This window comes from Vibrio sp. 10N.222.55.C7 (genome assembly GCF_041473335.1).
GTDB classification, from domain to species: domain Bacteria; phylum Pseudomonadota; class Gammaproteobacteria; order Enterobacterales; family Vibrionaceae; genus Vibrio; species Vibrio crassostreae_C.
In genome coordinates, this window is record NZ_JBFRSC010000016.1 from 43,837 (window position 1) to 66,594 (window position 22,758).

The 22,758-nt window shown below is 43.8% G+C and carries 21 protein-coding genes and 1 riboswitch; of the genes, 12 read left to right on the forward strand and 9 right to left on the reverse strand.

Annotated elements, in window-relative coordinates; translation table 11 throughout:
- Positions 1-102: 102 nt before the first annotated feature.
- From AB4482_RS05540 to AB4482_RS05555, 4 genes are read right to left on the reverse strand one after another with little or no spacing between them, the layout of a single operon-like run.
- Positions 103-2,259: a cytochrome c gene (locus AB4482_RS05540; RefSeq protein WP_102393760.1), complete on the reverse strand. Its 2,157-nt coding sequence runs from the start codon at positions 2,257-2,259 to the stop codon at positions 103-105.
- The gene (locus AB4482_RS05545) at positions 2,256-2,870 is read right to left on the reverse strand and encodes a cbb3-type cytochrome c oxidase subunit II (protein ID WP_372175109.1); all 615 of its coding nucleotides are present in this window, start codon (positions 2,868-2,870) and stop codon (positions 2,256-2,258) included. Before AB4482_RS05545 ends, AB4482_RS05540 begins: the two co-directional genes overlap by 4 nt.
- Positions 2,871-4,295 (reverse strand): cytochrome-c oxidase, cbb3-type subunit I, encoded by a 1,425-nt coding sequence (ccoN, locus tag AB4482_RS05550; RefSeq protein ID WP_017069846.1) that lies wholly within the window; start codon positions 4,293-4,295, stop codon positions 2,871-2,873.
- Between the two features lie 37 nt (positions 4,296-4,332).
- Positions 4,333-4,707: a cytochrome c gene (locus AB4482_RS05555; protein WP_029235248.1), complete on the reverse strand. Its 375-nt coding sequence runs from the start codon at positions 4,705-4,707 to the stop codon at positions 4,333-4,335.
- A gap of 462 nt (positions 4,708-5,169) precedes the next feature.
- On the opposite strand from AB4482_RS05555, the gene AB4482_RS05560 reads away from it, so the two are divergent.
- Together AB4482_RS05560 and AB4482_RS05565 are read left to right on the forward strand one after the other, a co-directional pair.
- On the forward strand, positions 5,170-5,625 hold the full coding sequence (locus AB4482_RS05560; protein ID WP_017069847.1) for a hypothetical protein: 456 nt from the start codon (positions 5,170-5,172) through the stop codon (positions 5,623-5,625).
- Between the two features lie 9 nt (positions 5,626-5,634).
- On the forward strand, positions 5,635-6,660 hold the full coding sequence (locus AB4482_RS05565) for a GGDEF domain-containing protein (protein ID WP_017069848.1): 1,026 nt from the start codon (positions 5,635-5,637) through the stop codon (positions 6,658-6,660).
- A 230-nt stretch (positions 6,661-6,890) separates the two neighbouring features.
- Here the strand turns inward: AB4482_RS05565 and AB4482_RS05570 are convergent, their stop codons facing one another.
- Both AB4482_RS05570 and AB4482_RS05575 read right to left on the reverse strand, forming a co-directional pair.
- On the reverse strand, positions 6,891-9,323 hold the full coding sequence (locus AB4482_RS05570) for a bifunctional diguanylate cyclase/phosphodiesterase (protein WP_029235424.1): 2,433 nt from the start codon (positions 9,321-9,323) through the stop codon (positions 6,891-6,893).
- Between the two features lie 3 nt (positions 9,324-9,326).
- Positions 9,327-10,358: a PotD/PotF family extracellular solute-binding protein gene (locus AB4482_RS05575; protein WP_017060025.1), complete on the reverse strand. Its 1,032-nt coding sequence runs from the start codon at positions 10,356-10,358 to the stop codon at positions 9,327-9,329.
- Positions 10,359-10,957: 599 nt separating this feature from the next.
- On the opposite strand from AB4482_RS05575, the gene AB4482_RS05580 reads away from it, so the two are divergent.
- The 6 genes from AB4482_RS05580 to AB4482_RS05605 all read left to right on the forward strand — a co-directional run bounded on the left by AB4482_RS05580 (position 10,958) and on the right by AB4482_RS05605 (position 14,193).
- Complete coding sequence (locus tag AB4482_RS05580) at positions 10,958-11,758, forward strand: PhzF family phenazine biosynthesis protein (RefSeq protein ID WP_372180636.1); 801 nt, start codon at positions 10,958-10,960, stop codon at positions 11,756-11,758.
- 124 nt (positions 11,759-11,882) lie between these two features.
- A complete protein-coding gene (locus AB4482_RS05585) occupies positions 11,883-12,386 on the forward strand; it encodes a YgjV family protein (RefSeq protein ID WP_050653643.1) in 504 nt (167 codons plus the stop codon).
- A 60-nt stretch (positions 12,387-12,446) separates the two neighbouring features.
- Positions 12,447-12,761 carry a cupin domain-containing protein gene (locus AB4482_RS05590; protein ID WP_065584628.1) on the forward strand — a complete coding sequence of 105 codons (315 nt, stop codon included), beginning with the start codon at positions 12,447-12,449 and terminating at the stop codon, positions 12,759-12,761.
- A gap of 98 nt (positions 12,762-12,859) precedes the next feature.
- Positions 12,860-13,342: a GNAT family N-acetyltransferase gene (locus AB4482_RS05595; protein WP_372127153.1), complete on the forward strand. Its 483-nt coding sequence runs from the start codon at positions 12,860-12,862 to the stop codon at positions 13,340-13,342.
- A gap of 165 nt (positions 13,343-13,507) precedes the next feature.
- Positions 13,508-13,765 carry a hypothetical protein gene (locus AB4482_RS05600; protein ID WP_019825025.1) on the forward strand — a complete coding sequence of 86 codons (258 nt, stop codon included), beginning with the start codon at positions 13,508-13,510 and terminating at the stop codon, positions 13,763-13,765.
- Positions 13,766-13,896: 131 nt separating this feature from the next.
- Positions 13,897-14,193: a hypothetical protein gene (locus AB4482_RS05605; protein ID WP_372180638.1), complete on the forward strand. Its 297-nt coding sequence runs from the start codon at positions 13,897-13,899 to the stop codon at positions 14,191-14,193.
- A 127-nt stretch (positions 14,194-14,320) separates the two neighbouring features.
- On the opposite strand, the gene AB4482_RS05610 is transcribed toward AB4482_RS05605, so the two are convergent.
- Positions 14,321-14,818: a fasciclin domain-containing protein gene (locus AB4482_RS05610; RefSeq protein WP_372180640.1), complete on the reverse strand. Its 498-nt coding sequence runs from the start codon at positions 14,816-14,818 to the stop codon at positions 14,321-14,323.
- 221 nt (positions 14,819-15,039) lie between these two features.
- Here AB4482_RS05610 and AB4482_RS05615 point away from each other — a divergent pair, with 221 nt between their 5' ends.
- The 3 genes from AB4482_RS05615 to AB4482_RS05625 all read left to right on the forward strand — a co-directional run bounded on the left by AB4482_RS05615 (position 15,040) and on the right by AB4482_RS05625 (position 17,972).
- Positions 15,040-16,023 carry a DUF2860 family protein gene (locus AB4482_RS05615; protein WP_372135852.1) on the forward strand — a complete coding sequence of 328 codons (984 nt, stop codon included), beginning with the start codon at positions 15,040-15,042 and terminating at the stop codon, positions 16,021-16,023.
- Positions 16,024-16,189: 166 nt separating this feature from the next.
- Positions 16,190-16,684 (forward strand): GNAT family N-acetyltransferase, encoded by a 495-nt coding sequence (locus AB4482_RS05620; protein WP_017060016.1) that lies wholly within the window; start codon positions 16,190-16,192, stop codon positions 16,682-16,684.
- A gap of 75 nt (positions 16,685-16,759) precedes the next feature.
- Positions 16,760-16,859, forward strand: a riboswitch (purine riboswitch).
- Between the two features lie 90 nt (positions 16,860-16,949).
- A complete protein-coding gene (locus tag AB4482_RS05625; RefSeq protein ID WP_372180642.1) occupies positions 16,950-17,972 on the forward strand; it encodes an adenosine deaminase in 1,023 nt (340 codons plus the stop codon).
- Between the two features lie 179 nt (positions 17,973-18,151).
- On the opposite strand, the gene AB4482_RS05630 is transcribed toward AB4482_RS05625, so the two are convergent.
- Positions 18,152-18,817, reverse strand: a complete 666-nt coding sequence (locus AB4482_RS05630) for a DUF2057 family protein (protein WP_372180644.1) — start codon at positions 18,815-18,817, stop codon at positions 18,152-18,154.
- Positions 18,818-19,110: 293 nt separating this feature from the next.
- On the reverse strand, positions 19,111-20,673 hold the full coding sequence (locus tag AB4482_RS05635; RefSeq protein WP_017064704.1) for an arylsulfatase: 1,563 nt from the start codon (positions 20,671-20,673) through the stop codon (positions 19,111-19,113).
- 346 nt (positions 20,674-21,019) lie between these two features.
- Here AB4482_RS05635 and AB4482_RS05640 point away from each other — a divergent pair, with 346 nt between their 5' ends.
- Complete coding sequence (locus AB4482_RS05640; protein WP_017060009.1) at positions 21,020-22,567, forward strand: arylsulfatase; 1,548 nt, start codon at positions 21,020-21,022, stop codon at positions 22,565-22,567.
- Positions 22,568-22,758: the final 191 nt, after the last annotated feature.

A 22,758-nucleotide genomic window follows, 5' to 3' on the forward strand; every position in this document is an offset into this window, starting at 1 on the left:
GAAAAGGAGACACAGTGGTCTCCTTTTGGCTTGTTAGCAAAGATAAAAGTTACGTGCTGTTCGCTGTTTATTGAGCCAATCGGCTACGCACAGCTACAGCGCCTATCGTATGTTAATGTTCTTATCTCGATTTTCGTACATTTCAGGTGTGGTGTGTAATCCACCTGCATAGCCTGCTGCTTCAAGTGTTTCTCTTACCTCTCGAACATGCTCAGCCGTGACCGGTTCATTTCTGTCGCCAAGGTTTAAACGCACAAACGTGATTAACTCAGCTAAGCGTTGATCCGACAGTACATCCTCAAAACTTGCCATTGGCATGAAATTTCTGTCTTTGTCGAGATAGGTGGGTTGCAAGCCGCGCACCGTTACCGCAATGGTATTGAATGGGTCGCTGTGCATGATAATACCGTTGTTCAACAGAGTAGGGGCGATTGGATCGCGACCTTTACCATCGTCACCATGACAGGCCCCACAGGTTTGACGATACGTGGTGTAGATTTCACTGGCATACGCAGCTTCATCAAACCCTTTAGGCTGTAACTGAACGGCATCACTGGCAATGGTGTTGTTGATGTCCCCACTGAGTAGGTAATAGGACATCGACTCAATATCTTCACGCGTCATCAAGCTTAGGCTGTTTTTCACTACATCAGCCATACCCGCAAAAGCGGTGCCTTTGTCTGAATGTCCTGTGTGTAAAAAGTCTGTGAGTGTTGCTTCATCCCAACCATCGATATAGAGCTCATTGGCTGTAATATCAGGCGCGTTCCAACCGTCGATCAAGTTACCTTGGAAAATACGTTCTGGTATCAGTGCTTGGGCAATATTTCGAGGTGTATGGCACTCCGAACAGTGACCAAGTCCTGCGACCCAATATTTGCCTTGTTGCCACTTATCGACATTCTCAATTTCTCCTTTGAGTTCCTCTGGCACTTCATAATCAATAGGGTCGGTATCCATGAATACGATGTTCCAGCCAAGCAAACCTAAGCGAATATTGGATGGAAACATCATGCTGTTGTCATCATTGCGTCGCGGCACGGCGGTGATTGACTGCATGTATTCCCATAAATCCACCATGTCTTGGTCGGTGAGGTATTGATAGGAGGTGTAAGGCATTGCAGGGTACAGGTAACCATTCTTGCCTTTACCTGCGACTAACGCCGCTCGGAAATCATCGAAGTCATAAGTCCCAATACCTTCGGTAGTGTGTGGCGTTATGTTGGTTGAATACACGGTGCCGAAGGGGGTGACAAAGGGTAGGCCGCCAGCAAAGGGTTCGCCACCTTCTGCACTATGACAAGCCACACAGTCACCGGCATAAGCGAGATATTCTCCGCGCTCAACAGATGATGCTTTCAAACTCGCGAGCCGTTGTTGCTCTACGTCACCAGCGTGTCGGATATAAGCCCCAAGCGCGAGTATCTCGTTCTCACTGAGCTGCTCATCAAACGCAGGCATTAGGTTGTTCAAACCGTAATTGATGGTGTGCTGAATCTCTTCAATACTCCCTCCGTGAAGCCAGATATCATCGGAAAGATCAGGTACGCCAATCGCTGGGTTAGCGACAGCACCATCGGCATGACAAGACGAACAGTATTGGACGAACAAGGTTTTACCGAGCTCGACTTTAATCTCCGGCACATCGGTATGACGTTGGTTGAGGGAGGCTAGATAGTAGGAGACTTTTGCCACCTCGTCTGGGCGCATGATTTCACTCCAACCCGGCATCGCTCCATTTCGCCCTTTGGCAATCGAATGGATCACAGCTTCATCACTGCCGCCGTATAACCATTCTTGGTCGATAAGATTAGGGAAGTGTTTCTGACCTTGTGCATTATCTCGGTGACAAGCGGCACAGTGAGTTTGGAATAGAATCCTACCGCTGTTCACGATCTCTGGGACAGCAGCTAATCCCTCTAACGTGGTTTCGCTGGTTTGTGCAAATTGCTCATTGAGAGTGGTGGATGGTGAACTGAGCTTATCGTCGCTTTGTTCCCAATCGACTAAGCCTTCCCATTCTCCAAGCCCGGGGTAGAGCACCAAATAACCCGCAGACAAAAGAAATGCCACTGCATAACTGATAAATAACAGCTTAGGTGGAGGCGCATCTTTCTCTTCAATACCATCAAAGGTGCCAATGGTGTGGTCGTGATCGGCCTTGTGATTGCTACGCCAGTATTTAACGACAACAGACACCATCAGAACAAAGAATATTAAGGTTAAGAGTACCGCCCATAGATTCCAGAATGTGCTCATTGTAATACCTCCTGTGACGTATCTTTACCCAGGCTTTGTAAATAGCGAATCAGAGCTTCACCTTTGGTTTTGCCTCTAACTTGCAAACGGGCATCACCAATTTCTTTATCGGTATAAGGCACACCTAAGGTACGTAACACTTCCATTTTGGCGCTAATATCATCGCCAGTCAGAGTCTGCTCAAATAGCCACGGGTAAGAGGGCATGATCGAGGTCGGTACGACTTTTCGAGGGTCAATTAAGTGAATAGCATGCCATTGGTCAGAATACTTTCTACCTAAGTTAGTGAGGTCAGGACCAGTACGTTTAGAGCCCCACAAGTTAGGAAACTCATAGATATCGTCTGCTTCTTGGTTCGGGCGACCATTACGCTTCACTTCTGGCTCTAGAGGGCGAACCATTTGTGTGTGACAAACATGGCAGCCTTCACTGATGTATATGTCTCGGCCTGCTAACTCAATCGGTGTGAGAGGCATCGCTAAGCTGCCTTTGGCAATATCATCGCCACGGACAATGCTTGGCACTACCCAGACCAATAAAGAGAAGGAGGCCACGACAACAGTGGTCAAAATTAAAATGACGATTGAATGTGTAAAGTCTTTACTCATCATTTAAGCTCCTTCATTAACAGTGTGTTTAGCATCATTTGTTACGGGCATACGAACCGTTTTGTACAAGTTGAAAGCCATTAAGAACAATCCAAGTACAAACAGCGCGCCACCAAAGAAACGCATGAATAGCCAAGGTGCTTTAAAGTCCATAGCTTCTACAAAACTGTAAATCAGTTCGCCATTTTCATTTTGAGCGAGCCACATATATCCCTCGCCGATGCCTGCGATCCAAAGTGCTATTGCATAGATGGCGACGCCAGCATGAGCAAGCCAAAAGTGCCATTTAATCAGTCGTCGTGACCATAGATCGGTTTGGCCCCATAAGCGTGGAATGAAGTAGTAAAAAACCGCTATCCCTGACATCCCAACCCATCCGAGAGCCGCGGAATGTACGTGCCCGATGATCCATTCGGTGTTGTGTGCCACCATGTTGAACCAGCGAATAGCGAGTAGCGGACCTTCGAATGTTGCCAAGCAGTAGTAAAGAATCGCTGAGAAAAAGAATAAAAGAATGTAGTCGGACTTCAGCTTTTCTTTATTTTGTAGGAGGGTCATTGCGCTATTGAACGCGCCTGCCCAAGAAGGGAGCCACAGGATCAAAGACATAACGATGCCGATGTTCTGAATCCAGATGGGAACAGAAGAATAAACCAAATGGTGCGTTCCGGCCCACGTGTAAAAGCCGACCAAGCCCCAGAAATGGATCACAGACAAACGGTACGAGTAGATAGGTCGATCCGCCGCTTTGGGTATGAAATAGTAGTTCATACCAATCACACCAGCGGTCAGCAAGAAACCGACGGCATTATGTCCCCACCACCATTGAACAATCGCATCTTGAGCGCCTGCAAACACAGAGTAGGACTTCATCGCCAACACAGGCATCGCGAGGTTGTTCACGATGAAAATCATTGCAACGACGATAATGAATGCAGCAAAGAACCAGTTAGCCACAAAGATATGGCTGACCTTTCGTTTAGCAAGGGTGCCAAAGAACAACACCGCGTACAGCACCCAAACCAACACAATCATCAAGTCGATTGGCCATTCAAGCTCCGCATACTCTTTTGAGGTCGTGTGGCCTGCGGGTAAGGAAATGACCGCAAGTAACAGGATGAATTGCCAGCCCCAAAATACCATCCATGAAAGGCTTTTGTTGAACAAGTCACAATGGCCTGTTCGCTGGGCAATGTACAAAGACGTCCCCATCAAGATATTCACGACGAAGCCGTAAATTACTCCAGAGGTATGTAGCGGACGCAGTCGACCAAATTGGAAATACTGAGAATCAAAGTTTAAGACTGGCCAATATAATTGCGCGGCGAGAATCACGCCGATGATCATACCTACAATCGCCCACACTAAGGATGCAATGATGAAGTACTTCACGACCTTAATGCTGTATTGCGTTGTCACTTGTTCCATAACAAGGCTCCTTGCCTAGAGGTTTTGAATCGCTGACTTAATTTGAATCGCTGAGCGAGCCTGCTTCGTTGCCGAGCACAGAATAGAAATAGGAAATGTCACGGATGTCTTGGTCTGAGAGCGTGTCGGCTTGTTGTTGCATGAGAATCGCTAAGCCACTGGTTCTTTCTCGAGTCTGGTAATCTTTCAATGAAGAGATGAGATAACCCACTTTTTGACCGCGAAGGTTCGGGTAGGGATCTTGTGTTGAGATGCCATCAGCGCCATGACAGGTCATACACACTTTAGCTTTTTGTTTACCTAATTCGAATTGTTCTTGATTAACTTCAGCAGAAACAGGAAACATGACCAGCGTCATTACTAGGGTAGAAAGTGTCGCCATGGGGTTAAATTTTTTTATATTCAAACTCATTCTCGATTCCCTTGATTATGAAATGAGTAAGCTTTCTAAGATCAATACACGAGATCAACTGGTGAAGTAGAAACGACTGGAACTCGTTATTAAGTCTCTTAAAGCTGCTTACGTTCGATTAAAGGTTATGCAGCAACCAGCATTCTCGCTACTGACTTGCTCATATTTATTGTTAATTTTGTTGTTTCATACGTATTCATAGGGCTTATTGGTTTACTTACGCAGAGTAAAATACGAGTTTTTGTTACTAGACGGTTGAGAAGGAATACGTCAAGCGGGTAGGGAGTGCTGAACGAGAGCGGTGATGGAAGAGACAGAGAAACGGCGAAGTTATTGAAAAACAGCGAGGTGTAGGGGCATTAGGGATAAAGCGATACCAATCAATCTGAGTGGTATCGGTACAAGTTAAATGGTCAATTTATACTAGACTCAAATTAGTGACCTTTTTAAATGGAGTTTAGAATGAGAACTGTATTCTTGTTGATGCTTTGGCTTTGCTCGTTTTCGATTTTTGCAGCCTCAGAGTTAACGGTTTTCGACCACTCCGGGCAAAAGCATGGTTTTAGTAGAGAGCAACTCCTGTCACTTCCTCAAAAAGAAATTACTACCACCTTGCCTTGGGTCGAGGGTCTGACCGTTTATAGTGGTGTGACGTTACAAACGGTGCTTGAAAATATGGATCTACCGATATCATCACAAGTCACTTTCGTAGCATTGAATGACTATAAAATTGCGGTGCCCAAAGAAGATTTTGATACCTATGAACCCATCATTGCGATTAAAAAGAATGGGGAGTTTATGTCTGTGAGAGAGAAAGGCCCGTTTTGGTTGATTTACCCAATCTCTGCGAACCCTGAAACCAATACCCCTGATTTCCATGCCAAGATGATTTGGCAGATTCGTGATATTCACCTGTAGAGGCTAATTATGAAGAAGCTGTTGTCTATGGCCGCAATCAAAGTCGTTGTTTTGTCTTTGGCCGTGGTTGTTCTATCCGTCAATATCTACAGTGTCACTCGAATTAATGACATCAACAAGAGCTTTTCTAACCGCCAAAATGAGGCCACTTGGTTTGTTTTTCAACTCGTCAAAGAGTATGCAAACTTCTTGATGGTTAGCCACGCAAAGACGATCGATTATGATGAACTTTGGTTGGCATATGACATTACTTGGAGTCGTTTTGATATTCTGATCAACAGCACTGAATCGTCCAATTTTATTCGCTCAGCAAACTTTAAACCGTACTTTACCGCAGAGTTTGAAAAGTTTAAGTCGTTAGAATCCTCAATTAAGTTGGTGAATCAAGGCGCTTTGCCTAAGGAATCACTGCAGAAGAAAATTGATATTTGTTACAACACGCTGGTCGAATTTATTAACGAAAAGTTTCGACTTCAAAGCCCGGTTATTGAAGAAAACACCACAATGGTCGACAAGTTGGTGATGATGCATCAGATAAGCAGCGTATTTCTGGTGTTGCTACTGCTTGTGACAGGAGCGATTTTTTACGTCGACTTTGCAATCAAACGAAAACTTCATTCTACCGACTTCATTACTGGCTTTCGCAATCGAGTCTCGCTCATGCAGTTTGTTAAGAACAGCTATCCAACAAACGGTAATTTCGACCTTTACTTTGTAAGAATCAGAAACCTTAGTGAGATAAACCAAAAGTATGGACTTGAATATGGAGACTTGGTGGTGAGTTCAGCTGCTAAGTCCCTGACGGCAAAGGTACCGGAAAGTACTATCTCGTTTCGTAGTAGTGGCAGTCAGTTTCTATTCTTCATTCCTGAGCAATTGTACACAAGTGATGAGATACAGGAAAAATTCAATGACGTGCTTAAGGATTATATCTCTGCGGGGAATTTAGAATTGATGATTGACGCTGTAGTCAGGCATAAGAAGAACATCAGCTCTAAAGATATGATGGAGCTACTAACGACGATGCAGAGTTAATCCCCGCATCAGCGATAAGTTAGATCATTAGGTTTTGTTGACTGTACGCTCACCATTCTCCCGCTTCACTATCATGGCTTTTGCCATTCTTTATTTGCCTCCTCATTCAATGTGCAGCCAATAGAGAGCTCCTGCTCTGATGAAGATAGTTCTACTACTAGTTATAGCTATAGTGGCTTTCCGCGCTTGAATAGGAAGAGAGGCTTTGAGGTTTAGGTTTAGGTTTAAGGTTACTGCTTTTGAGTGAGTGCAACGATTCGCTCGTTAGATCTCGAACTGCTAACAGACTGCGGGTTTAAAATTGCTTGCGGGTTATGGTTTCGAACAAACTCGATGAATTCCAGATAAGTGAGTGGCTGACTGAAGAAGTAGCCTTGTATTAGGTTACAGTTGGCTTTTCTGAGGTAATGATACTGTTCTATCGACTCAACACCTTCTCCGACGACTAGCGTGTCACAAGAGTGGCCTAAGTTAACCATAGATTCGACCATCTTGCGGTCGGCCTTGTCGTCTACCATGTTATCGATAAAGCTCTTATCAATTTTGAGCTCATCCACAGGGTAGTGGAGAAGTTGGTTAAACGCTGTGTAGCCCGTACCAAAATCGTCAAGGGAGACCTTTAAACCTAAGCTTCTGAGGCTCTCGATAGTCTGCACCGTAAGCTTGGTACTTTTCACGTAACTGGTCTCGGTAATCTCTATAATAATGTTGCCAGGTGGCACTTGATAACGTTCGAGTACTTTACGGATGTTGTCGGCAAAATTACGGTTGTAGAGCTCCATCGCCGAGATATTAATTGACAGAGTGCCCTTGTATTTATGAAGTTCTGAAAGCTCTTTATAGCTTTTGATCGCGGTGCCAATGACCCACATGTCGAGCCTGGCAATAAGGTTACTCTTTTCTGCAACTGGGATAAATTCTTCTGGTCCCGCATCGATATCGAATAAGGCTGGGCAACGAATCAGGCACTCCGCGCCATCTATCTGAAGTGTCTTGGCGTTAAAAATAGGCATAAAGCGAAGTTCAAAGTTGTCACTTTCGCAGCACTCTAAGAGTCTTTTCTCTACAACGTCATGGCGTTCCAAGGTATGTAACAACTCTTCGCCATAAACAATACGACTTTCGCCATCACTATGAGACTTCGCATTAGCTAACATTTCATCGATGCATCGGTGCCAAATCTCATCGAACTTTGGCGTGTCGAGCGGTAAAACACCTGTTGCGAGTGATAATCGAAACCCATAGTAGTCAAGGAAGGTGGTGCCGGTCAGCGTATTGTTGATGTTCTCAATTTCTTCGTTTATCACTTGGTTCTTACCCATCTCCAAGATCGCGATAAACTGATTCCCTCCCAGTCTGGCTAAAGAGTAATCACTGCAACTAAAGCCCAAAGAGGCTTGTTGGTTTTGTAGTGTCTCTTTCAGTGCTTTAGCTAAGCTTATCAGTACATTATCACCAACTTTTGCCCCGTAGAGATCGTTAATTTTACGAAAATCGATGATGTCCCAACAAACCACATAGCAGTGTGGGCTCATCGAGCTTTTTAGTCGTACATCAAGGTGTCTGATGAAAGAGCGTCGGTTAGCTAGCTTGGTGAGTTGGTCGAATTCGGCTTCGAACTTCAACTCTGTTAATGAGTCTATGTACGCGTTCTTTAAACCATCAATTTCACTTTGCCCTGATGAGCGTTTGAAGTATCTAAGTTTGAGCCCGCCGATCGATATCTCTTGAAGTAAGTCTTTAAGCGGTCGCACGAGTTGGTAACGTACCACTAAATGTACGATCAACATGATCGTAAAGAGAGTACCAAAGCCACCTAACAAGGTTTGTTTAGCGATGATGGCTTTCTCATGGTTGAACTTTTGTTCTCGAATATTTACTTGCGCGATGAGATGTCGGCTGGTCATCTGCACATTGATATTATCTTGGGTTTGCTCAATTGATTTGATAACGAATTGGGTATTTTCAATGTTGGCAGCGTCTGAGGATGGCTCGATTAAGAACTGAATATTGTCATCGTCATTGTATTTGATTAGCAGGCTAGAGAGTTGCATCAGAGGCCCGTCAGCAATCAAGATGTAGCGATTTAAACTGTTACTTGCACGTTTGTCTTGAGGAAGGAGGTAAGGGTCAATTGCTGCAACATACGAGTATCTGAGCTCTCCACTGATCGAGATATAAGAGAAGCCTTCGTAGGAGAGTTCATTTTTGCTTATTAACGAGGTGTATATATCGAAGACTCTTTCGTAAATCTTGTCAGGGATCTTTAGCCCCTCGAAAGGATCGGCTCTGAGAGTCGAAAGCGTTAATTTGAACTTAGGGTCCACGATATAAACATTGCGTTGCCCAAATTGATTGACGTGATTCTGGCTTAAGACTCGGAGTACTCGTTTTTCCAATAGCGATAGAGTCGTGTAGTCGCCAGGATTTTGAATGTAGCGGAGGAACTGCAACGAAGAACCGATATCTTTAACTAGTAAGGACAAGCCGAGCTGCTCGTATTCCGCCGCGACTAAAGCGGTGTTCACATCAGATTGCACCTTGTCCAAATACATGTGCTTAGCATGATTTGATGCGAAGTTGTACATCACGATTCCTGCTATCAGGAGCACAAATGTCAGCGTTGGTAAAAGTACAAAATAGAGCTTCTTCAATACTGGCATGAGTTATCTCAAACTGTCGACAATACGATTGCGAATTTGAATGCTACTCGGTTCTAACGGCTGATAAAGGTAGCTGCGATCTAATACTTCTTTATTCGGGAAAAGCTCGGGATCGTTTTGATACTCCTGAGAAGTGAGTGCTTTTGCTTTTGAACTTGGCGTTGCAAACCATGAATCCATTGCGTTTTGAGCGGCGATTTCGGGTTGCGATAAGAAGGAGAGAATCGTGGTTGCCTGTGGAGATCGCTCTCCGTTGTTAATTGCAGCCATACACTCTAACCATAAGGTTGTTCCTTCTAGAGGCACTGTGTAGGCCCAAGATGCCTCAGGTTCGGCATCATTAAGCACATAGCTGTCACCTGAGTATCCGTAGGCGAGGTCGATGTTGGCTAAGTGTTCGGGATGACGAATATAATCGACAACGTATTCATTACTTTCAAGGTGAGGCTTCTGTGCTTGTAGCGTTTTGTAAGCGACTCGAAGTTCTTGTTCGTTGTTGGTAAACGGCTCAAATTGATTCATCAGAAGCGCAGCACTCACCAAATCCGTAGGCTCATAATACATGCTGATTCGGCCGCTGGTTTTGGTTTCAGGGTCTAGAAGAGCGCCCCAAGACTTGGGAGTCTCAACTTTTCCGCTTCGGTATAAGATGCCGGATGTCCCCCAAGCGTAGGGGATTCCATATTCGCCACACCCATCCACCCATCTTGAGTCAAAGTTGCTTGAAAGGGATTGCTGCAAGTCGCTCAGGTTGTGGAATAAGTTCTGTTTAGCCAGCGCTTTCAGTTTCATACTTTCAATGACAACCAATTCAAACGCACCTCGTCGTTCACTCAATAGCACTTCATCACGAATGGACTCGTCAGAAAAATATTGCTGCTTTAGTGAGATGCCGTAGGTATCACTCAACTGGGTAACGACGCTGTCAGATAAAAATTCATCCCAATTGTAGAGATAAATATCATGCTGCTGGCCAAATACAGGGCTAGCCAAAAAGGATGTTGACGCAAGTATTGATACGCAAAACGCTTTCACTGACGGATTCCCTTTCGTACGTGATAACTAAATCGTAGCCCAAAATTTGCGATATGATTCAAATTTAGGCACTTAATTTAACTTCAACTTCATGCATTTCTTGCAATTCAACTTCATGCATTTCATGCAAATAGCAACTTGCTACTCCTACTTGATACCGAACCTTTATCGTGTGAGGCAAGGATGACTCCGTCGTATCGTATTCAACACAAGTACGTATTCCAGTTTATTGTCCGTGAATGGATTATTTAAATTAATATTCATCATAATATCCATTCTTACAAGTTATTATGCAAATATTAAGCATTAAATAATGATGCGGTGATTACCTTTTTCGGGTTTTCGCTCGTATTAATCGTCGTTATTCCTTTGTTTTGCCATCGCGATTTACTCTTATGTTCAATGTTCTTTTATCCCTAAAAACACTTCTATAACGTTTTGTTTATCATTTGTTTCGTTTCTCAATAAGTATCGATAAAGTTGTTGCTAAAGACTTGTAGCACAAGGTGATTGTGCTTATTGTGGGCAGCAATATCTAGGTTATGTCCCAACGAGCCATGATTGCCGGTTTGGGAAATGTTGTGCATTTAGGAGCCATTGTGGATTTAGAGATATATCAAGTAGATTCGTTTACAACTCAAGCGTTTAAAGGGAACCCTGCCGGGGTCTGTATCTCCAAAGAGCCGTTGGATGAGTCGTTAATGTTTTCAATCGCTGAAGAGATGGCGGTATCTGAAACGGCTTTTCTCGCGCTTAACACTATGACGCTTAAATGGTTCACTCCCGAAGTCGAAGTGAAGCTGTGTGGACATGGCACACTGGCAACGGTTCATGTGATGAAAGAACAAGGACTGCTTGAGACAGGTGATAAGGTCGTGTTTAACACCTTATCTGGGGAATTATCTGCCGCCGTTTGTGAATCGTCTATCGAGCTTGATTTTCCTAGTACACAGCTATCATTGCGTTCTGAACCCAACCTCACGCTGCTTGAACACCTAGGTTTAGATCCGCATCAAGTAGTTTCATTCAGAGAATTTGACTCTAAGCAGTTAATCGAAGTTTCCAACGAACAAGTGTTATTGGAGCTTTCACCAAACTTTGATGCGTTAAAAGGTATTCAAGGGCGAGGTGTAGTGGTGACAGCATTGGCAGCAAATACGGAACTTGATTTTGTTTCTCGCTACTTTGCACCTTGGGTTGGGGTTAATGAAGATCCTGTGACTGGCTCGGCACATTGCGCATTGACGCAACACTGGGCAGAAAAGCTCAACAAAAGCAGTTTCAGTGCTTATCAGGCGTCTCGTCGTGGTGGCTATATGTCGACTGAATTATTGGCTAATGGGCGAATAAAGTTAATCGGCTCTGCGACCACTGTGATTGCTGGCGTGTTGAAGCTTTAGGTATCTATAGAAGCTTTAGAGCGCTGTTTGCTTTGTTTTGTTGGAACCGCCTAGTACGTTTTATTCGACTGTTCACAGTTAAAAGAGGCGGCTAGGGCGGAATGTTATTATTGAAGGAATCACCGTGTCTGCCTTTTATCTTTCCCAAGTATTAGTCGCGATAGCCATTTGTTTTGATCTTCTGTCATTCCAATTCAAGGAAAGGAAGAAAATCGTCACTTGTCTGTTCTTTGCTGGCGTTCTTATTTCGAGTCACTTTATCCTTCTTGAACAATGGACAGCGGCGAGCTTAATGACGATTGCCACGATTCGCTATTTGACGAGCGTATTTTCTACCTCGTCTAAGTTTAAATATTTGTTCTGTTCGATGTCGGTGGTCGCAACCGCAGTGACTTACTCAGGGCTGACCAGCATATTGAGTTGCTTTGCCTCCGTATTTCAGACCTTTGCAGCCTTCAATAAAGATGACCGTCGATTAAGAGAATTGATGATCATCGGAACCAGCTTTTGGTTGGTTCACAATTATTTAGTTGGTTCGCCAACAGCGGTTGTTATGGAGGCGCTGTTTATCTGCAGTAACTTGGTGGGCTATTACCGTTTTTACTTCAAAAAGAGTGCCGCTGCTTAGGTTTACAGTACAGCTAAGGCCCAAGTTGTTAATCAATTCAATGCTAGCTAGGAGAGCTTGATGCCAAACATTTACAATGATGTTCCTTCATCAATACCCAATGAAATATTCAATGACCTGATTGCCAACGACAACATTCGAATCGAGAGAATACTCTCATATGGTCACAGTTCACCAGACGAGGGTTGGTATGATCAAGATGAGAATGAATGGGTAATGGTGATCGATGGGCAAGGGGTGATTGAGTTTGAAGATGGTCGCATTGTTACCTTGTCTAAAGGGGATTATCTCAATATTTCCGCAGGTGAAAAACACAAGGTGCTGAGGACGGATAAAGATGCGGTGACGATCTGGCTCGCTGTGTTTTATCGTTGATATCTTGCTCTAAAGCTGAGGCTGTTAGGTTATAAAGCTTGCTGATTCAGCTGTTTATTTTCACCTCAGAAAGGACTTAAGACAAAAAGGAGTATGTTGTGATTAGAATTCGAAACTATCAAGCGAATGATGACAAAGCACTGTGGGAGATCTTCTTTCATACCGTACGTAACGTGAATGTTCGAGATTATTCTCAACAGCAAGTCGAAGCTTGGGCACCCAGTAGCTTTGACTTTGCGTTATGGCAAAAGCGTATGAATGGGTTACAACCCTTTGTGGCTGAACTCGATGGTTGCGTAGTTGGCTATACTGACCTGCAACCAAGTGGCTTGATTGATCACTTTTTCTGTCACCACGAATATCAAGGGAAGGGGGTAGGGAAAGCGTTGATGGAACATGTTTTCACTGTGGGTCGAGTTCGTGGTATATCGAGATATTTCTCTGAAGTAAGTATTACCGCAAGGCCTTTTTATGAGCACCTTGGCTTTAAGGTAGTAAATGAACAGGAAGTCGAAATGCGTGGCGTAAAGCTGACCAATTACGTGATGGAAAAGATAGTTGAAGATGGACAAGGCAGCTGAATAGGCGGACTCGTGTTCTTAGGGATACAGAAACCGAGTTTGAAATATTAATGAACCTTATTAAGGATAACTTTTCCTGATCTATTGATATTGTCGATGAGTTCAAATTGTGTGCAAGATAATTTGTCTAATCTAAACATTGAATGAATACAAGGAGTGTTGTTCATGAGTCATGTGAGTAGATCTAAACTATATACATTGGTGTCGATGTTGTCCTTCGCTGTTGGCGTTCTTGCCTTAGATGCCGGGGTGTCGGGGCTATTTCCTCTCTTTGTTGTCGTCATCTCATTTTTTTCATTCGTCATCAACTCGTTTCTTTGTTTGTTCGGAGGTAAACGCGAAGATGGCTTTGATGCCTATCAAAAAGCAAATCAGACTCGGTCGGGAGCGCTGGTCAAAGGCTTAGAAGACTCGAACAAATAAACCTGTGCCTTTAGACGAACGGTAATCTCACTTTTGTTACAGTTTTCACCTACTTTTTGTTCTCTTCTTCGAGAAAAATCATCACTTTAGAGATAATATTCACTTTAACTAATATCAGTGAAGGAAGAAAAGTGGGTATTGAAGCTTTAGCGTTTGTGATGGACGCATTAATCACCGCATGTTGCATGTACATTGCCTCTAAAATGTCTTTCGTGGTCGCAGATTTTAAATCCCTTCTTACTATTGCTGTAATCGTTGCTTTGGTATCATTGATTCCGACAGTGGGTTGGGTGTTAGGGTTGATTCTGTTTGTGTTCCTGCTCGGGAAAGCGACGCATTCTAGTGTTGGTGATTGCATCTGGGTGGTGGTCTTCACGAAGGTGGTATCGATGGCGGTCTTTCTGATATTCGGGCGCTTGTTTATGTAATCCGGGTTCTTGCTTATATAAAGGCAGGTTCGGCTAGTTTGATACCTATCTTTACATGGTACTTAAACATGAAAAGGGTGTGAACCTATCACACCCTCTAAGAACCTTTGATTTGTGTTCATCTTTACTATTTAGGCAGTAATACAGCATCAATCACATGGATAACACCATTGCTTGCTTCAACATCTGCCATCACGACCTGCGCTTTGTTGATCATCACATTGCCGTGATCAATTCCTACCATTACCGCTTCACCTTGCACTGTTACGGCACTATCAAGTTTCATCACTTCGGACGCCATTATTTTTCCTGGCACCACATGATAGGTCAGTACTGCGATTAGCTTGTCTTTGTTTTCTGGCTTCAACAGCATATCAACCGTTCCTTCTGGTAGTGCAGCGAACGCTTCATCCGTTGGCGCAAACACAGTGAACGGGCCATCACCTTTCAATGTTTCAACTAAGCCTGCCGCTTTTACTGCTGCTACCAAGGTGTTGAAAGAGCCGTTTCCAGCCGCCATGTCAACGATGTCTTTCTTCATTCCGTGGTGATCAGCGTGAGCAAAAGCCGTAAAAAGAAGCGTCGCAACTAGCACTGACATGGTTTTGATTAATTTATTAAACATATTGTCTTCCTTTGAGTTTTGTCCGTTATTTTCGAGAGGTATTACGAAAGCCCAATCGTGATAGATCAATTTGTTGTGTCTTTGAGTGAATGGTTAGCGATATCGACAGCGCCAAGCGAATAAACTTATATTGTTAAATGCTTGTTACAATTCCATTTTGATGCTTATAGTTATTTGATGCTTATAGTTATTTGGTGATTATTCAAGTAATGGATGTGAATATGAGGTTTGTTTTACCAGTAGTCTTTTCTGCATTGGCTTCAATACCTGCATACAGTGGTCTTGCTCCAAGTGAAGGTTTCAGCGGTAATTTCAGTGTATTGGCCGGTTTCTACTCTGACAGTAGTAATTTGAGTACTGAACAAGATTCGAATCAAGCCACCAACACCCAGGAAGGGGAGAGTGAAAACCAAGGGCTACTCGGCTTTTTGGGTACTGTTCAATATACTTTTGGCGAATCGCTGACTCACCAAGTGTATGCGGGTACGACACGAGAGGATATTGCAACAGGTACCATCGCGTTTGAGATCGGTTATCGATATCAACTTTCTGGTGGCACTATATTAGACTTTTCTGTTCTTCCTACGCTTATCTCGGGTAAGGCTTGGACGGATCCGTATGCTGTTGGCGTTAATCGAAATGAAACGGATGTGAAAGGTAATGTAGGACGACTGCAGCTCACTAATATCGGTGGAACTGGTTTTCGAACGGATCTCGCATTTGGGCAATCAGATGTTGATGAAGAGCTATCTGGTAGCCAAGGCTTATCTCCGGAAGATACTGTGCTGCTGGATAGGGAAAGAACCTATGTGTACGCCAAAGCAGGATACCGCTTTATCTTACCAAACCACGCAGGTCTATTTGTTCCTTCAATGGTGTATTTCCACTCAGACGCAGAAGGAGGAGCACTCAGCTTCGATAGTTATGGTATTGAATTAAACTACGCGAAGAGAATCGGTCGTCATGGTTTTGTTGTCACCCTAGATGCAAGTGATCGTGAATATGATGAGTCGAATCCAATTTACGGGCAAGTACGTGAAGAGAATGAATTCGGTGCATTCTTAGCTTATGAGTTTGGTGGTTTGATGGGCTATAAAGATTGGGCGTTCATTACTTTACTGGGTTTAAGAAGCATAGATTCTAATATCGATTTCTATAACTCCGAGCAAGTATTAGCGAGTGTGGGTGTGGATTATAAATTCTGATATTCACACTATTTTAAAAATACTCATCAAAGCAGAAGTTTAAGTTCAGTCTTACTATTTGTTTAATTATTTCGGGCACTTACACCTTTAAAGGTTGTAGGTTCCCGTTGCTATCCGTAATATGAAAATTAGCTTATGGATAGAAATAATAGGATAAGGAAGCGCTTTGGAAATACAAATTAGACATTTAGAAGCAACGGATAGCCAAGATATTTTCGATATTTATCGCCGCCCTTCAGTTTCAGAAAACACCTCACAAAAGCCTTATCTTAGTTCTGAACAAGTGGAGCGACTGTTTGGTCATTCAGACCATTTCACTCTGGTTGCGGAAGTCTCCGGCAAAGTAGTGGGTCACATTACTTTATTCATGACCACCAAGGTAAGAGACAGGCACTGCGCTGGTCTTGGTATTGCTATTCACCCAGATATGCATGGTAAAGGGGTCGGTAAGGCGTTAATGCAAGAAGCGATCAATCAGGCGGATAACTGGCTTAATCTCGTGCGTCTTGAGTTAGAGGTTCATGCCGATAACCACGCCGCTATTGCTTTGTATGAACGTGTAGGCTTTCAGTTAGAAGGCACAAAAAGACTCAGTACGTTCAAAGCGGGTAAGTACATCGATATGTTGCTGATGTCGAGAATACGACCAGATTACCGTTGAGATCGAACCAAACAGGTTCCTGCTTTAGAAATCGGTTAATGAGCAATTGATTAGTGAAATTCCCATTAAACTCTGTATAGTAGCAACCGTTTGCTTCGTATAACCCCAATGATATGGTTTGGGGGTCTCTACCAGCTCCCGCAAAGTGCTGATTACGAAGGGTTTAGATCACAATTGTGTTCTTACTCTTTGTAATGGCGTTCAAGAAAGCCTCCTGTCTATTATTCAGAGTAAGTGCACACCTAAAATCCATAGTAGGTGAAATATGAACGCATTTATTCAAGGGCTCCCAAAAGTAGAGTTGCATTTACACATTGAAGGTTCGCTCGAACCTGAGTTACTTTTCCAGCTTGCTCAACGCAATGGCATTGAGCTGCCTTATTCATCCCCAGAGCAACTAAGACGCGCATACGAATTTGATGATTTACAGTCATTTCTGGATATCTATTATCAAGGTGCTGATGCACTGCGCACAGAACAGGATTTCTACGACTTAACATGGGCTTATCTAGAACGCTGTAAAGCCGACAATGTTATCCATACTGAGATTTTCTTTGATCCTCAGACACATACCGATCGTAGCATTGCATTAGACACCGCTATTAACGGCATTCATCGTGCGCTTGAACAGGGTCATAAAGAGTTGGGCATTACCTCTCAAATCATCGCATGTTTTCTGCGCCATTTATCTGAAGAGAGCGCCATTCAAACGTTCGCAGAGGTATTGAAGCATCAAGATAAGATCGTCGGGGTTGGACTGGACTCTTCTGAATTAGGACACCCACCAGAGAAGTTCAAGCGTGTATTCCAACAAGCAAAACAAGCGGGCTTCTTGACGGTGGCGCATGCAGGAGAAGAAGGGCCGGCTCAAAACATTGTCGATGCGATTGAAATGCTCAGCGTGAGTCGAGTGGATCATGGTGTCCAGTGCATGACAGACGAAGCTCTAATCGAAGAGCTGATTGAAACCAAAATGCCACTGACGGTGTGCCCACTGTCGAATATTAAATTGCGTGTATTCGATGTGATGGAAGACCACAACATTGTCGAACTGCTCAGAAAGGGTGTGGCTGTAACGATTAACTCGGATGACCCTGCTTATTTTGGTGGTTACATGTCGGATAACTTTAATGCGGTGAGCCAAGCTCATGAGATGACGCATCAGGAGTTAGCGCAGTTTAGTTTGAATGCGATAGACGCGAGCTTTATTGAAGCGCCATTGAAGCAGCAATATCGAGAGCTTGTTCAAGGTTACTTAGCTAAAGCTGGTTCTGACCAGAATTTCTAGCGGCTGTGCCCATTTACTAGCAGCTGAGTATAAAGCGCTAGGATGGCCAACTAAAGTGGATGGTAAAGTGTTATCGACTGAGTCTGCTTAATCTCTATAAGCCTAAATCATCTAGATGAAGACAAAAAAGAAGCTGGCAGTTTGCCAGCTTCTTTCATTTTTAAATTAAGCTCATTGAGCTACTTGTTCACGTAGTCTTTGAATTTCAGCTTGGTTTCAGCATCCGCTTTTTCGTACCAGAAATAGAGCATCTCTTCAGCTGTATTTGCTGCATTTCCGTCAATCTTTGCTGGAAGCGTTACCGGTTGTGCGACAGCGGCTGCTACGCCCGCGCTAGCACCTACTGTAAGTGCAGCGATGCCGCCTTTCTGGTTGTACTCCTTCGCTTCTTGTGGGTACTTACGACCAATCTGCATGCCATCTTTGATAAGTTTGTCTTGCTTAACACTGATTGCATTTTGGTTTTTATCAACCAGTTTCCAATCTAAGTTTTGAAGGCCTTTTTTCGCTTCGTTGGTGTTACGGAACTTAGGCATGTCAAACGTCAATGCTGTGTCTGTCGCATCAAAAGTAGCAATAATGGTATCGCTATCGACAAACTCTCGGTCGTTACCTTGGCTGAAAGCCAGTTGATATTTGAAAACGATTTGGTTTACGCCATCTGGAACGGTGATCGTTTTGCTCGAAGAGAAGAAACCACCGTCGAGATCAGGTTTAGCCTCATTAACAGCTAAGACTTCGACTAAAGCATCTGCGCTAGAAGGAACTTCAATTGTTACGTCAGCTAACACTTGTGGCGCTGCGATAATTGTCGAAAGCAGCGCAATGGATTGTAATGTTTTCATAATCATACAGTTGTTTATGGGCAGTTGAACTACAATCGCATGGTAAGAACTCCAATTCAAGTCATGTCATAAGGATTTGAAAAAATTTGCGAAATCTTAACGCAACGGTCATATATTAAGGTTCACATTGACTAGTGTAAGTTTTTATTTTTGAAAAATGAGAGGGTAGGTTGGGTGTGAATTGTACTAGTTGGCGGTTCGCGTCTTATGTTATTTGTATTGGATACTAAAAAGCCGCGGTCACTGCATTCAGTCACCACGGCTTCGTTATTACATTTTTAATCTAGAGTAGCTTATTTAGCTTGTGCTGCGGCTGCTTCTAGTTGCTTAAGTTTACCTTGAAGCATGTATGCATTCTGGTTGAAGTTACCTGGGTTCAGTACTTGGCTATTCTGCATAGGGTAATCTGGTAGCGTCGTCATAAACTCTTGAACCTGATTTCCTACTGGAACGAATAACCACATGTTGTCTGCCATCCAGCGTAGGTACATACCAGACTCGTGCGGTGCTTTCTCGAATGGGTCAGCACGTAGGTGAACAACTTGAGGCCAGTTTGGTTGGAAACGAACTGCATCCACAATGTTACCATCCATCACAGCAAACGAAATCTTGAAGTCATTCCAACGTACTGCGTTTAGCTCAGCGTTAGCAGAGAAGTAAAGCATGCTGTCACGAGGGCCTTTCTCTTCTTTACCTTGGAAGTAAGGCAGGAAGTTGTAACCATCTAGGTGTACGCGCCAGTTTTTACCGTTGTAAGTTGCACCTTTGTCAGATGCTAGCTTCTCAACCACTTTATCATCACCAGCGGCTGCTAGTAGAGTAGGAATCCAGTCTTGGTGGCCCATGATATCGTTGATTTTAGTTCCAGGTTTGATAGTCCCAGGCCAGCGAACTAGCTGAGGCACACGCATACCACCTTCGTAAGTTGTACCTTTCTCACCGTGGAAGTAAGTTGCGCCGCCATCAGGCCAAGAAACCGTTTCAGCACCGTTATCGGTAGAGTAAATTACGATAGTGTTGTCAGCGATTTTTAGTTCATCCAGCTTGTCTAGAAGCACACCAACATGGTCATCATGCTCTAACATACCATCAGCATAAATACTGATACCTGATTTACCTTGGTATTTCTCTTGTAGGCGAGTCCACACGTGCATACGAGTGGTGTTGTGCCAGATGAAGAATGGTTTGTCAGCTTTTACCGCTTTTTCCATGAATGCTAGAGATTCTTCTAGGAACTCTTCATCCGCATGCTCCATACGCTTACGCGTCATTGGGCCAGTATCTTCAATCTTACCGTCAGCAGTAGACTTGATTACACCACGAGGGCCGTAGTTCTTACGGAACTCTGGGTCTTTAGGGTAGTAATATGTTTCTGGCTCTTCTTCGGCGTTTAGGTGGTACAGGTTACCGAAGAACTGGTCAAAACCGTGGTTCGTTGGAAGGTGTTTGTCTTGGTCACCCATGTGGTTCTTACCGAACTGAGCTGTCATGTAGCCTTGTTCTTTAAGAAGGTCTGCGATCGTTGGAGCCCAATCAGGGATACCGTGGTCCGAACCTGGCATGCCGATAGTCAATAGACCAGTACGGAAAGGTTCTTGACCTGTTAGGAATGCAGCACGACCAGCAGTACACGATTGTTGACCGTAGTGGTCAGTAAATAGTGCGCCTTCGTTAGCAATACGGTCGATGTTAGGTGTTTCGTAACCCATCATACCGTTGTTGTATGCACTGATGTTGAATACACCAATGTCATCACCCCAGATAGCAAGAATGTTTGGTTTTTCTGCTGCTGTTGCCGCTGAAGAAGCTGCTAATAAGCCAACACCTAATGCTAGTTTATTAATTTTAGTACCCATAAGGACTCCGATTCACTTTTAAGATTAATGCGTTAGAACAACGCATCGATGAGCAAATGTTATTCTCAAAATTCCGTTACGTCCTTTTATAGTGCTTATAACCAATCGTTATGATGCTTAGGTAACCTATTGATTAATATCAGCTCCAGTGGGTACGTAGAATAAAGCCTTAGTTTGTATGTGTGATCCTTATCATGTTTGTTGGCGTAAACCTTATCGATGATTTCTGTATCCGTATCTCAATAAAAATGACAAAAAGATTAATAGCTTAGGGAATCTCGCGCATGTGTAAAAAATGGACTATACGTTGTAGGGCAGGATGCAAATAACTTACGAAGAGGTTTCTATGACAGCGAAATATGGCGCTAAACGTCGATTAGCGATTTTGGGTACAGCGATGATGGCCGCGTCCAGCGCCACTTTTGCGGCTGAAAAGCCAAATATATTGGTTATTTGGGGGGACGATATTGGTCAATCCAATGTGAGCGCATACACCTTCGGTCTCATGGGTTACAAAACCCCGAATATTGATAGCATCGCGAAAGAAGGGATGATGTTTACGGACTATTACGCAGAGCAATCTTGTACTGCGGGTCGCTCTACCTTTATCACGGGACAAAGTGTATTACGAACGGGTTTGAGTAAAGTAGGTTTGCCGGGCGCAGACATTGGCTTACAAGCAGAAGACGCGACAATCGCAGAAATGCTGAAACCTATGGGTTACATGACAGGTCAATTTGGTAAAAACCACCTTGGCGATAAAGATGAATTCCTTCCAACAGCACACGGGTTTGACGAATTTTTTGGCAACCTTTACCACCTAAATGCTGAAGAAGAACCAGAGAATGAAGATTACCCAACCGATCCTGAGTTTCGTAAGAAATTTGGCCCTCGTGGTGTCATTAAGTCATTCGCTGATGGCAAGATTGAAGATACCGGTCCACTGACGCGTAAGCGTATGGAAACGGTTGATGAAGAAACACTAGACGCGGCACTTGATTTTATGGATCGCGCAGTGAAAGCGGACAAACCATTCTTCGTGTGGTGGAACGCGACACGTATGCACTTTAGAACGCACGTGAAAGCCGACAGTAAAGGCGTAACTGGTGTCGGTAACTACGCTGATGGTATGGTTGAGCACGATCGACACGTTGGGCAACTATTGAAGCAAGTGGATGAGTTGGGTATCAAAGACAACACGATTGTTTTCTACTCAACGGATAACGGCCCTCACATGAACTCTTGGCCTGATGCGGGTACAACCCCGTTCCGTGGTGAGAAAAACACCAACTGGGAAGGCGCATACCGTGTACCAGCAATGGTTCGTTGGCCTGGTAAGATTGAACCAGGAACCGTATCTAACGAAATTATGCACCATATGGACTGGATGCCAACCTTCGTTGCCGCCGCTGGTGATGACCAAATCAAAGAGAAACTACTCAAAGGTCATACTGCCGGTGATAAAACATTTAAGGTTCACTTAGATGGTTATAATTTCCTTCCTTACTTAACCGGTGAAGAAGAGAAAGGCCGTCGTTCGGAGATCTTCTACTTTACCGATGATGGTGATTTAGCGGCGCTTCGTTACAACCAGTGGAAAGCGGTGTTCATGGAGCAGCGTGCAACGGGTACCATGCAAATTTGGGCTGAACCGTTCGTGACGTTACGTCTTCCTAAGCTGTTTAACCTGCGTATGGACCCATACGAAAACGCAGACATTACATCGAACACATACTACGACTGGTTGTTAGACCATGCTTATATGTTCGTCCCAGCACAAGCGTATGTAGGCAAGTTCCTAGAAACCTTTGCTGAATACCCGCCACGCCAAAAAGCCGCGAGCTTTAGCTTGGATCAGGTAATGGAAAAACTTCAGGAGTCTCATAACAAGTAAGTCATTGTTTGAGTCAAACTGAACAGATTGAAGAGCTCTTAGGAGCTCTTTTTTTATGCGCATATCGATGAGTAAATCCCGGTCGTGAATACGAGTCACAACTATGGAGCTCATTGCCACTAAATAATTGTAAATTCGTTGTTTTTACGTCTACCTTATTAAGCATAAGGATGTATAAAAACAAGGAATGT